This is a genomic window from Verrucomicrobiota bacterium (assembly GCA_016871675.1).
GTDB lineage: Bacteria > Verrucomicrobiota > Verrucomicrobiia > Limisphaerales > VHCN01 > VHCN01.
Map to the genome: position 1 here is coordinate 1 of VHCN01000089.1, position 10,446 is coordinate 10,446.

Annotated in this window: 14 protein-coding genes; 11 read left to right on the forward strand and 3 right to left on the reverse strand. The window is 65.0% G+C overall.

Annotated elements, in window-relative coordinates; genetic code table 11:
* Nucleotides 1–49: 49 nt before the first annotated feature.
* The 10 genes from secY (at nt 50) to FJ386_14000 (ending at nt 6,546) form a co-directional block, all read left to right on the forward strand.
* Entirely contained in the window at nt 50–1,453 is a 1,404-nt protein-coding gene (gene secY / locus FJ386_13955; protein MBM3877796.1) for a preprotein translocase subunit SecY, read from the forward strand.
* Nucleotides 1,454–1,456: 3 nt separating this feature from the next.
* Nucleotides 1,457–2,107, forward strand: coding sequence for a nucleoside monophosphate kinase (locus FJ386_13960; protein ID MBM3877797.1), 651 nt, complete (start codon nt 1,457–1,459; stop codon nt 2,105–2,107).
* Complete coding sequence (gene map, locus FJ386_13965) at nt 2,104–2,880, forward strand: type I methionyl aminopeptidase (GenBank protein ID MBM3877798.1); 777 nt, start codon at nt 2,104–2,106, stop codon at nt 2,878–2,880. The genes FJ386_13960 and map overlap by 4 nt, the downstream gene beginning before the upstream one ends.
* On the forward strand, nt 2,841–3,092 hold the full coding sequence (gene infA, locus FJ386_13970) for a translation initiation factor IF-1 (GenBank protein ID MBM3877799.1): 252 nt from the start codon (nt 2,841–2,843) through the stop codon (nt 3,090–3,092). The genes map and infA overlap by 40 nt, the downstream gene beginning before the upstream one ends.
* Nucleotides 3,070–3,183 (forward strand): 50S ribosomal protein L36, encoded by a 114-nt coding sequence (gene rpmJ / locus FJ386_13975; protein ID MBM3877800.1) that lies wholly within the window; start codon nt 3,070–3,072, stop codon nt 3,181–3,183. The genes infA and rpmJ overlap by 23 nt, the downstream gene beginning before the upstream one ends.
* Nucleotides 3,184–3,201: 18 nt before the next feature.
* The gene (gene rpsM / locus FJ386_13980) at nt 3,202–3,597 is read left to right on the forward strand and encodes a 30S ribosomal protein S13 (GenBank protein ID MBM3877801.1); all 396 of its coding nucleotides are present in this window, start codon (nt 3,202–3,204) and stop codon (nt 3,595–3,597) included.
* A gap of 8 nt (nt 3,598–3,605) precedes the next feature.
* On the forward strand, nt 3,606–4,214 hold the full coding sequence (rpsK, locus tag FJ386_13985; GenBank protein MBM3877802.1) for a 30S ribosomal protein S11: 609 nt from the start codon (nt 3,606–3,608) through the stop codon (nt 4,212–4,214).
* 35 nt (nt 4,215–4,249) lie between these two features.
* Complete coding sequence (rpsD, locus tag FJ386_13990; GenBank protein MBM3877803.1) at nt 4,250–4,858, forward strand: 30S ribosomal protein S4; 609 nt, start codon at nt 4,250–4,252, stop codon at nt 4,856–4,858.
* Between the two features lie 104 nt (nt 4,859–4,962).
* Complete coding sequence (locus FJ386_13995) at nt 4,963–5,970, forward strand: DNA-directed RNA polymerase subunit alpha (protein ID MBM3877804.1); 1,008 nt, start codon at nt 4,963–4,965, stop codon at nt 5,968–5,970.
* A 12-nt stretch (nt 5,971–5,982) separates the two neighbouring features.
* Entirely contained in the window at nt 5,983–6,546 is a 564-nt protein-coding gene (locus FJ386_14000; GenBank protein MBM3877805.1) for a 50S ribosomal protein L17, read from the forward strand.
* A gap of 121 nt (nt 6,547–6,667) precedes the next feature.
* Here the strand turns inward: FJ386_14000 and FJ386_14005 are convergent, their stop codons facing one another.
* The 3 genes from FJ386_14005 to FJ386_14015 form a co-directional block, all read right to left on the reverse strand.
* Complete coding sequence (locus FJ386_14005; protein MBM3877806.1) at nt 6,668–7,489, reverse strand: phosphatidylserine decarboxylase; 822 nt, start codon at nt 7,487–7,489, stop codon at nt 6,668–6,670.
* Between the two features lie 91 nt (nt 7,490–7,580).
* Nucleotides 7,581–8,696, reverse strand: a complete 1,116-nt coding sequence (locus FJ386_14010; protein ID MBM3877807.1) for an aminotransferase class I/II-fold pyridoxal phosphate-dependent enzyme — start codon at nt 8,694–8,696, stop codon at nt 7,581–7,583.
* 102 nt (nt 8,697–8,798) lie between these two features.
* Nucleotides 8,799–9,029, reverse strand: a complete 231-nt coding sequence (locus FJ386_14015; GenBank protein MBM3877808.1) for a hypothetical protein — start codon at nt 9,027–9,029, stop codon at nt 8,799–8,801.
* 203 nt (nt 9,030–9,232) lie between these two features.
* Here FJ386_14015 and FJ386_14020 point away from each other — a divergent pair, with 203 nt between their 5' ends.
* A complete protein-coding gene (locus tag FJ386_14020) occupies nt 9,233–10,228 on the forward strand; it encodes a hypothetical protein (GenBank protein ID MBM3877809.1) in 996 nt (331 codons plus the stop codon).
* Nucleotides 10,229–10,446 lie beyond the last annotated feature (218 nt).

The window sequence follows — 10,446 nt, forward strand, 5'->3', positions numbered from 1 at the left end:
ACCCGAGGCACCGAAGGCTTAGGCAATTTCCCCCGGCCCCCCTCGCCGCATGCTCAAGAACATTTTCCAGACGTTTGCCAACTGCTTCAAGGTGCCGGAGCTCAAGTCCCGGATCCTGTTCACCTTGCTGTTGCTGGGGCTGACGCGGCTGGTGTCGCTCTGCCCGATCCCGAGCCTCGACGGGCAGTCGCTCGCGGCGTTTTTTGAGTTGCAGGCGCAGAAGGGCACGGGCGGCGGGTTGCTCGGCCTCTACAGCATGTTCACGGGCGGCGCGCTTGAGCGGTGCGCGATCGGGTCGCTGGGCATCATGCCGTATATCAGCGCGACGATTATCATCCAGTTGCTGAGCGCCGTCATCCCACAGTTGAGCAAGCTCTCCCGCGAGGAGGGCGGGCGCGCCAAGATCATCCAGTATGGCCGTTACCTCACGGTGGTGCTCTGCCTCGGGCAGGGCTTGGTGATGGCACTGGCGTGGGAAAACCCGGCAAAGGTCTTCGGCGAGGACTTCAAGGGCCAGCTCGTGATGACCGAGTATCTCTGGTGGTATCGGGTGCAGACCACGCTGATCCTCACCACCGGCACGCTGCTGCTCATGTGGCTCGGCGAGCAAATCAGCGAGCGGGGCATCGGCAACGGTGTCTCGCTCGTCATCACCGTCGGCATCCTCGCGCGCCTGCCGCTCACGGTGCAGGCGGTCAAGGAGATGTTCTTCCCCGGCGCAGACATCGAGACCCGGTTCAATGTGTTCCACGCCGCGATGCTTGTCGCGATGCTCCTGGGCGTGGTGGCCGGCGTCATCGCCGTCACCCAGGCTCAGCGCAAGATTCCCGTCCAATACGCGCAGCGCCAGGTTGGGCGCAAGCTGGTGCAGGGCGGCAGCAACTTCATGCCGTTGCGCGTCAATTACGCGGGCGTGATGCCGATCATCTTCGCGCAGGCGTTGTTGATGTTTCCGGAGAAGATCCTCCAGTTCCTCGGCAAGTCGATGGACGTGCCGTTCCTCACCGACCTTTCGGTGCATTTCGGGGAGGACAAGTTCGTGCACATGGCGCTCTACGCGCTGATGGTGGTTTTCTTCACCTACTTCTGGGTGGCCACGCAATTCAACGAGTTGCAAATCGCGGACGACCTCAAGAAGTATGGCGGCTACATCCCCGGCGTGCGGCCGGGCGCGGCGACCAGCGAGTTCCTCCACAACACGATGCACCGCGTCACGCTCGCGGGCGCGGTCTTCCTCGTGGTCATCGCCATCCTGCCGATGCTCATGTCGCGTGCGTGGAACATCAATTATTACGTCGCGCAATTCTTTGGCGGCACCAGCGTGCTCATCACGGTCGGCGTCGTGCTCGACACCATGCGGATGATGGAGTCGCACCTCTTGATGCGCCACTACGACGGTTTCCTGAAGACCGGCAAGGGCGGCGCGGGCCCGCGGTTGAAAGGCCGCCTTTAGGCCATGAAACGCCGCGTCATTTTGCTTGGACCTCCGGGGTCGGGCAAGGGGACGGTGGCCGCGCAGTTGAAGAAAGAATTTGGACACCGCCACATGTCCACGGGGCAGTTGCTCCGCGACGAGGCGGAGTCCGGCTCGGCACTCGGATGCCATGCCAGGTCGTTCCTTGAACGCGGTGAATTGGTTCCGGACGAAGTCGTCCTCGAACTCGTGCAACGCTGGATGGCCGCGTCGCCGGGCGACACGGGATTCATCAGCGATGGATTCCCGCGCACGCTCAAGCAGGCCGAGTTGCTCGACGAATGGGCGGGGTCGCAGGGACTGGACATTGAGAGCGTCCTCTTCTTCGAGTGCGAAGAATCGGTCATCCTCTCGCGGATTTCCGGGCGCAGGGCCTGTCCGCGTTGCGGCTCGACGTTCCACCTCGCCCACCTGCCGCCCAAGCGCGAAGGCGTGTGCGATGACTGCGAGACCGTGCTGGTCCAGCGGCGGGACGACGATGTCGAAGTGGTCCGGCGGCGGCTCGACGTTTACAACCGGCAGACCGAGCCGCTGGTGAGCTACTACTGGCAGCTCGAGCGGCTTGCGGTCGTGGACGCGGCACTGCCTTACAATGAACTTTACGCCGCCGTGAGAGCGGCCCTGGCCGGATGACGATTACAAACCAGCGGGAACATGAAGCCCTGCGTGCCGCGGGAAACGTGGCAGCCACGGTCCTCGACGAGGTCGCGGGCTTCATCCAGCCGGGCGTCAGCACGAAGGACATCGACGATTTTGCCGCCGGGCGGATCGCGGCGCACGGCGCGCGAAGCGCGTTCCTCGGCTACAAGAAGTATCCATGCAACATCTGCATCTCGGTGAACGAGGAAGTGGTGCACGGGCTGGCCGGGCCGCGGCGGGTCCAGTTTGGCGACATTATCAGCCTGGATGTCGGCGTCCGGCTCGACGGCTACATCGGCGACACAGCCCGCACGGTGGCCGTGGGCGGATGCGACCTGCTGGCGCAAAAATTGATTGATGTGACGGAACGAGCCTTGTATGAAGGTGTTTCCCGTGCGGTCGCCGGCAACCGCGTGGTGGACATCTCGCGGGCCGTGCAGGAATTCGTGGAGAGCCACGGGTTCAACGTCGTCCGCGAGTTTGTCGGACACGGCGTCGGGCGGTCGGTGCACGAGGACCCTCAGGTGCCGAATTTTGTCGAGCACGGCAAGTCGTCGCCGAAGCTCAAGCCCGGCATGGTGATCGCCATTGAGCCGATGGTGAACGCAGGCACCGCGCAGGTGAAGATTTTGAAGGACAAGTGGACGGTGGTGACGGTCGACGGCCTGCCGTCGGCGCACATGGAACATACGGTTGTGGTCCGGGACGGCGAACCGGAAATACTGACGTGGCCAGCCAGGACGCCATCCGAGTTGAAGGCATCGTAGACGAGGTGCTGCCCAACCGGATGTGTCGCGTCCGGCTTGCCAACGGGCACCGGCTGATGGCGTTTCCATCGGGCCGGCTCCGGATGGAATTCGTCCGCATCGCCGCGGGCCAGCGAGTGACGGTGGAACTGTCGCCCTACGACTTGTCGAAGGGCGCCGTGGTGAAGACGGAACAAACGAACAACAATAATGAAAGTTCGCGCATCCATTAAGCGCCTTTGCGAAAACTGCAAGATCGTCAAACGCAAACGGGTGCTGCGTGTCATTTGCACCAACCCGCGCCACAAGCAGCGGCAAGGCTAACCCACCATCTCCTGATTTATGGCACGACTCCTCGGCGTTGACCTCCCCGGCAACAAGCGCATCGACATTGCGCTCCGCACCCTTTACGGCATCGGCCCTTCCAATGCGAAGGTGATCATCGAGCGCGCCCAAATTGACCCGGCCATCCGTGCCAAGGACCTGAGCGAGCAGCAACTCTCCCACATCCTCCACGTCATCCAGGAGGGCAAGTATGTCATCGAGGGTGACCTGCGGCGCGAAATCGGCCTGAACCTCAAGCGTCTGCAAGCCATCAAGTGCTACCGCGGCATCCGCCACCTCCGCGGTCTGCCGGTCCGCGGCCAGCGCACCCAGACCAACGCCCGCACCCGCAAGGGACCGCGCAAGACGGTCGGCGTGCAGCGCAATCCCAACGCCAAGGTGGGCATCCACTGATTCACAACATGCCAGACGAGACACCCAAACCAGCCGAAACCCCCGCCGCGCCTCCCGGCGCGGAGAAGCCTGCGACGAAGCCCGCCAAGGCCGAGAAAGCCGCCAAGGGCAAGAAGGCCGACAAGGGCGACGCGGCCGCAACCGCGGCTGACGCCGGGGCCAAGCCCGTGGATCCCGCGGCCCCGCCCGTTGTGGTCGCACCGACTGCGGCCGAACTTCTCGCCGACGAGATGGCTGGCAAAAAGATCATCAAGGCGAAGCACGCGAAGAACATTTCCGTGGGGATCGCAAACATCCTCGCCTCCTTCAACAACACGCTGGTCACCATCACCGACATGCAGGGCAACACCATCGGCTGGTCGAGTGCCGGCCGTGTCGGATTCAAGGGCTCGCGCAAGAGCACGGCCTTTGCCGCGCAACAAGTCGCGCAGGACGCCGCCCGCCAGGCGATGTCGCACGGCATGCGCGAAGTCGAGATCCGCGTCAGCGGTCCTGGCTCCGGTCGCGAGTCTGCGATCCGCGCCTTGCAGGCAATCGGTCTCGAAATCTCCACCATCAAGGACGTGACGCCCGTTCCTCACAACGGATGCCGCCCGCGCAAGAAGCGCCGCGTCTAAATTCACACAGAGCACGCACCTCGCACCCCGGAATTATGGCTCGCTACACAGGTCCCCGCGTCCGCATCAGCCGCAGGTTTAACCAGCCGATCTTCGGCCCCTCGAAGTATCTCGACCGGCGTCCCTACGGACCCGGCGTTCACGGCCCCAAGTCCCGCCGCAAGGTGACCGACTACGGTCTCGGCCTCATCGAGAAGCAGAAGCTCCGTTACTATTACGGCCTGATGGAGCGCCAGTTCCGAGGCGTTTACGAGCGCGCCCTGCGCAAGCGCGGCGTGACCGGCGTGACGATGCTGCAAATGCTCGAGACGCGCCTCGACAGTGTGGTTTACAGCCTCGGCCTTGCGATCACCCGGCCCGCGGCACGGCAACTGGTCAACCACGGTCACATCACCGTCAACGGACGCAAGGTCAGCTCACCGTCCTTCGCCGTCCGGGTAAATGACGTGGTGCAGATCAAGGATCACGTCCGCTCCAAGCAAATCGCGCTGAAGAACCTTGAGGGCACGACGAGTCGCGCCGTTCCCGAGTGGCTTGCGCTCGACCGAGAGGCGCTCAAGGGCACCATGGCTCGCGTGCCGTCGCGCGAGGACATCAATCCCATCGCCAACGAGCAGGCGGTCGTCGAATTTTATTCCCGCTGAAAACAACCGCCCCTTCACCGGGGCACAATGCAGTTATACGGGCCGGAGGCGCGGCGGGAATCAAGCGTCCGAGGTCAGGTTAAAACTGCGAGGAACCAAACAACATGCCAGTCCGACTCAGTCCGTTCGAGAAGCCGCGCCGACTCACCCCAGACGAGGCGAACACCGACACCTACGGCAAGTTCGTCGCCGAGCCGTTTGAAACCGGCTACGGCCACACCATCGGCAACTCCCTGCGCCGCGTCCTCCTCAGTTCACTCGAGGGCGCCGCCGTCACCTCCGTCAAGATCGACGGCGCGCAGCACGAGTTCACGATCGTCGAAGGCGTCGTCGAGGACGTCACCGAAATCGTCCTCAACCTCAAGAAGGTCAAGTTCAAGGCCACCACCCACGAACCGCAGACACTCTACCTGTCGGTGAACAAGGAAGGGGCCGTGACCGCCGGCGACATCCGGCTCAACCAGAACGTCGAGCTTGTCAACACCGACCAGATCATCTGCACCCTCGACAAAAAGAAGAAATTCTCGATGGAACTCCAGGTTCGCAAGGGGCGAGGCTTTTGCGCGGCGGACGACAATAAGAAACCCGACCAGCCGATCGGCGTGATCGCGATTGACTCGTTGTTCTCCCCGGTCAGCCGTGTGCGGTACGGCGTCGAGGCCGCTCGCCTCGGGCAGCGCACCGACTACGACCGGTTGGTCCTCGAAATCTGGACCGACGGCCGCATCACCCCGCACGACGCGCTCACGCAATCCGCGGCCATCCTCGGCCATCACCTCGACGTGTTTGTCGGGTTCGACAAGGACGCCGTGCAGTTCGAGGAGATCGAGGACAAGCAGGACGAGGAAGTGAACAAGCTCAAGAAGCTCCTCAACATGAGCGTCAACGAGATCGAGCTCTCCGTGCGCGCAGCGAACTGCCTCAACAACGCGAACATCACCACCGTCGGCCAGCTCGCGATGAAGACCGAGCAGGAGATGCTCAAGTATCGCAACTTCGGCAAGAAGTCCCTGAACGAAATCAAGGACAAGCTCGCCGGGCACGGCCTCACCCTCGGCATGACCTTCGAGCCTGGATTGCTCGAGTCGCCGAAGGAAGAGCCCAAGCTCTGACCACCCGCCCCTATGCGTCACCTCAAGCGCACCGCCAAGCTCGGCCGGACGGGTGAGCATCGCAACACGATGCTCGCCATCATGGTCAAGAGCCTCATCAAGCACAAACGCATCACGACGACGCTCGCCAAGGCCAAGGTCGTCCGCCCGCTCGCGGAGAAGATGCTCACGCTCGGACGGCGTGCCCAGCGGGCCATGGCGGCGGCCGCCGCCGCCACCGACCCGAAGCAGAAGGCCGTCGCGGTTGCCGAGAACATCCATTGCCGCCGGCTCCTTGCCGCGCGGCTCCGGGCCAACGCGCGCACACACTTCAAGGGCAAGCCCACGCGCCCCGGAAGGGTCCTGCGCGAGCGCTGGCGCAAATACGAGGACGTCGTCCGCATCATCTGCGACGACATCGCCCCCGCGTTCAAGGACCGCAATGGCGGCTACACGCGCATCATCAAGCTCGGCCAGCGCAAGGGTGACGCCGCAAAGCTCGCCATCCTCGAGTGGGTGGACTACACGCCGCCCTCCGACGCGCCGGCGCCTGCGAAGGTGACCGACGAAGCCAAGCCCGCCGAGGCGGCGAAGTAAGCCACGGGCATCGCGATCCATTCCACGGGCCCGTCCGGGAGGACGGGCCTTCTTTTTGGGCAGTTACGTCAGCCGAGGCGTGCGACCGTGCGGGCGCGGGCGATTTCATGCAGTCACGCGGTCATGCGCGCACGGCCATGCGGCTGCCGATGTGCGCGTAGAGTTCGCGGGACCGTGCCGTTTGCTCGATCAGATCCTCGGCGAGCTTCACGCGGCCTCGCTCGAAGATGGTGACCATGGAACTTCCGCCAAATCTGAAGTGGCCTTTCTCCGCGCCCTTCGTCACAGGCTTTCCCGGCTCGAACGTCTCGACGATCGAGCCCACGTTGGTCGCGCCGATTTCCAGGAGGAGCACGCGGCCGAGGTCGGGCGTCTCGAGTTGCGTGAGCATGCGCTTGTTCTGCCACAGGTAGGCGACGTTCCGGCGCAGGGCGATGGGGCTCACGGAATAGAGCGGCCCGTTGATAAGCCGCGGCGCGCCCGGCACGCCGGCTGCCGGGAAATGAAACCGGTGATAGTCCACCGGGCAAAGCCGCGACATCACGGCGGCGCCTTCGCGGAACCGCTCGACGAGTGGGGCGTCCCCCACGAGCGTGGCGAGGTCGAACCGCTGGCCTTTCACGAAGATGCCGTCCACGCGCGAAATGTCCTGCAGGCCGAGGTGCCGGCCGTCCGCGGGGAAGACGACCGCTCCGGGCGCGACGTCCACGGGGCGGGCACCGGGCTTGAGGGCGCGGATGAAGAAGTCGTTGAACGAGGTGAATTCCCCGGGCCGCTTCACGAACTCCGCGGGGTCCAGCCCGTATTCGGCGAGGAAGGGCGCGATGCGCTCGCAGCTTGCCGGCGTGTCCATCCGCGCACCATACCACGCGGAGAACCACGCGTGCTTGGCCACCCATTCGAGCGCAAGCCGACCGGGCGGCGTGCCGTAGATGAACCGCATCCAACCGAGCCCGTAGATTTGCTCCACCTCCACGCGGCCGGTGTGGCGGTTGAAAAACTCAATCCGGTTGGAATGGGCTGCCACGGGCGCGTCAGTGGACTTCGGCCTGCCGGCCGTTGTATTGCAAGACGCGCACGAGCGCGGCCAGTTGCTCCAGTGTGTGTTCGCTCGAGAGCGCGAAGCGAAAGTAGCCGCCTTCCGGCCCGCCCGGATAGCGGATCAAGCTCGGGAACACGCCCGCCGCGACGAGCTGCTGGGAAAGTCGCCGCGTGTGTCGTGTAGCCGTCGGCGTGATGGCGATGATGGACGCGGGTGTGTCCGGGATTTCCAGGCCGGCCGGCTTCAAGCGCGCTTTCACGAAGCGCGTAATTCCGGCGAGCCGGACGCGCCGCGAGTCGTCGGCGCGCAGGGTTTTGAGGGATGCGAGCGCGGCCGCCGCCACGGGCAGGGGCAGGGGAGTGCACCCGGTCCAAGCCCGGCTCCGCGCGACGATTTGCGCGCAAACATCGCGGGAGGCCAGCACCGCGCCGCCAAACACGCCGAACGCCTTGCTGAACGTGATCGTTTGGATCACCCGCTCGCGGCTGACCTTCTCAAGCTCCGGCGTGCCGCGCCCGCGCCTGCCGACCACGCCCGCGCCGTGCGCGTCGTCCACGAGGATGCACCCGTCGCGCGGCAAGAGCGCCAGATACGAGGCGAGCGGCGCGACGGAGCCGTCGTGCCCGAACACGCCGTCGGTCAAGACCACGGGCTTCGCAGCTCGCCCGAGTCTCTTGAGCGCGTGGCCAAGCCCGGCCGGGTTGCGATGTGGGAAGCCGGCCACTCGCGCGCTGAACGCGGGCGCGGCATCCAGCAGGCTTGCGTGGGCGCGCGCGTCGAGCAGCACGTGCGTGAAGCGTCCCGCGAGCGCCTGGGCCACGGCGAGGTTTGTGAGGTAGCCGTTGGGCAGCAGCACGGCTCGTTCTGCGCCGAAGAACCGAGCGCATTCGCGCTCAAGCAATTCGTAGAGGCCGTGGTTGCCGGTGGTCTTCCGCGACGCCGCGACGTTCAGTCCGCCTGCCTTCGCCCCGTCCTGAAGCGCCCGCAGCACAGAGGGATGGCCGGACATCCGGAGATAGTCACAGCCGCCGAAATAGGCGAATTCCCGTCCGCGCCACCGCACGACGGTGCGTCCGGCCTGGTCGAGGGGGTCAGGTAGGTCGCGCATGGTTGGCGCGGCAGATTGTGCGACAGGTCTCAATCCTGTCCAGACGGACGTGACTGCAGGGGCAGGCCCGGCAGCAGACGGTGGAGGGTCGGGCCGGTCCCGCTACGACCGGACCAGCACGGCCTTGTTTTGGATGAGATAGCGCTGGAGCGCCGCCTTGTTGGCGAGCGACACGGTGCCGCGCGGGGCGGCGCCCTTGTAGTGCTTGTAATGCACGAGCGTCTTCCCGATCAGCCCGATGCGGAGGTTGGAGGCCGCCATCACCCAGACCTGCCCGGTCTGGAACTCGATGGTGGCGGTTCGACTTGTCCGGCTCTTCTGCTGCGTTGCCATGGGAGAACCACCCTATCAGGTGCCGGGCCAGTTCAAAAGCAGTTTCGCAACATTTTTTGCCGTTCGTTTAAACCGGGTTTGCCTGCCTTGTTTCGGCCATGGCCCGGTGGGTCGGCTTGCGGGCGCCCGAGCCATGACGATCCGACTGACGCTCAAGCCCACCCGCGATTGACCCCGCCCCGCGGATCGTGTTCCCTGCTCGCATGCAATTCCCCGAACGGCTCGCCTTTGTCCGCGTGCTCGTCGCGGCTCTCATCGGGTCAGCCGTGAACTCGCTCCCTGCGCAGCTCCCGCTCCCGAACGCCAGGCCCGTCCCGCGTTTCCAAGCCGTCCCACTGCCCTACGACCAGGTCTCCTTCACCCGCGACGGCGCGGAAATCTCGCGCCTGCACTTCGGCCCGACGCTCAACCGTCCATTTGTCTTTCCCGTCATCGGGCCCGGTGGCCGCCCCGTCACGCGCATGGGGCATCCACACGACCCTGTCGGGCACAGCCACCACAACTCCATCTGGGTCGCGCACCACGACGTCAACGGTGTCACCTTTTGGGGCGACCGCGCCACGAACGCCGGCCGCATCATCGGCCAGCGCTGCGAACTGCTCGAGGATGGCGCCGCGTCCACCGCCGCCACCATCATCACCCATTGGACCGACAAGGACGGACGTGTGCTTGTGCAGGAACGCCGCCGCACGGCCGTCGAGGCGCTGCCCAACAACGAATGGCTCCTCGTCGTGGACCTTCTCCTTGAACCGCGCGGCAAGGATGCCACCTTCGGCAAGACCCCGTTCGGCCTGTTTGCCGTGCGCATGGCCAAGACCATCGGCGTGAACGACGGCGGCGGCACCATCCGCAACTCCGCCGGCAACGTGGACGAGCAGGGCGAGAACGGCTGCTTCTGGAAATCTGCGCGCTGGTGCGACTATTCCGGCCCCATCGCACCCGGCGCGAACGAGGGCGCAACGCTGCTGGACCATCCGTCCAACCCGAACCACCCGACCGTCTTCCACGTGCGCGTGGACGGCTGGATGGGCAGTTCGCTCACGTTCGACGCGCCGCGCGTGGTGCCGCTCGGCAAGCCGCTGCAACTGCGCTACGCCGTTTACATCCACGCCGGTGTGCCGACCGTGGCGGCACTCAACCAGCGGTGGGAGATCTTCGCCGCGACCCAACCGCATGATTTCACGTTGAAGAAGAAGTGAGAGAGTGGGTCCAAAAGACGTCAGCGAGTTGCATGCGGATGGCCGGCAGCATCCGACGCAACCCTTTTCAGACATGAACATCCCGCTCTCCCGTCGCGACGCCATCGCCCGATTCGGCGGTGGCTTGGGCACGCTCGGTTTGATGGCCGCGCTGCCCGGTGTAGCAACGGCGTTGCCGAATGCCGTTGCGTCCACGAAGACCTTGCCCCACTTCCGGC

Coding starts and splice junctions, on each gene's coding strand:
- secY (MBM3877796.1), top strand. CDS start 50: ATGCTCAAGAACATTTTCCAGACGTTTGCCAACTGCTTCAAGGTGCCG.
- FJ386_13960 (MBM3877797.1), top strand. CDS start 1,457: ATGAAACGCCGCGTCATTTTGCTTGGACCTCCGGGGTCGGGCAAGGGG.
- map (MBM3877798.1), top strand. CDS start 2,104: ATGACGATTACAAACCAGCGGGAACATGAAGCCCTGCGTGCCGCGGGA.
- rpmJ (MBM3877800.1), top strand. CDS start 3,070: ATGAAAGTTCGCGCATCCATTAAGCGCCTTTGCGAAAACTGCAAGATC.
- rpsM (MBM3877801.1), top strand. CDS start 3,202: ATGGCACGACTCCTCGGCGTTGACCTCCCCGGCAACAAGCGCATCGAC.
- rpsK (MBM3877802.1), top strand. CDS start 3,606: ATGCCAGACGAGACACCCAAACCAGCCGAAACCCCCGCCGCGCCTCCC.
- rpsD (MBM3877803.1), top strand. CDS start 4,250: ATGGCTCGCTACACAGGTCCCCGCGTCCGCATCAGCCGCAGGTTTAAC.
- FJ386_13995 (MBM3877804.1), top strand. CDS start 4,963: ATGCCAGTCCGACTCAGTCCGTTCGAGAAGCCGCGCCGACTCACCCCA.
- FJ386_14000 (MBM3877805.1), top strand. CDS start 5,983: ATGCGTCACCTCAAGCGCACCGCCAAGCTCGGCCGGACGGGTGAGCAT.
- FJ386_14005 (MBM3877806.1), bottom strand. CDS start 7,489: ATGCGGTTCATCTACGGCACGCCGCCCGGTCGGCTTGCGCTCGAATGG.
- FJ386_14010 (MBM3877807.1), bottom strand. CDS start 8,696: ATGCGCGACCTACCTGACCCCCTCGACCAGGCCGGACGCACCGTCGTG.
- FJ386_14015 (MBM3877808.1), bottom strand. CDS start 9,029: ATGGCAACGCAGCAGAAGAGCCGGACAAGTCGAACCGCCACCATCGAG.
- FJ386_14020 (MBM3877809.1), top strand. CDS start 9,233: ATGCAATTCCCCGAACGGCTCGCCTTTGTCCGCGTGCTCGTCGCGGCT.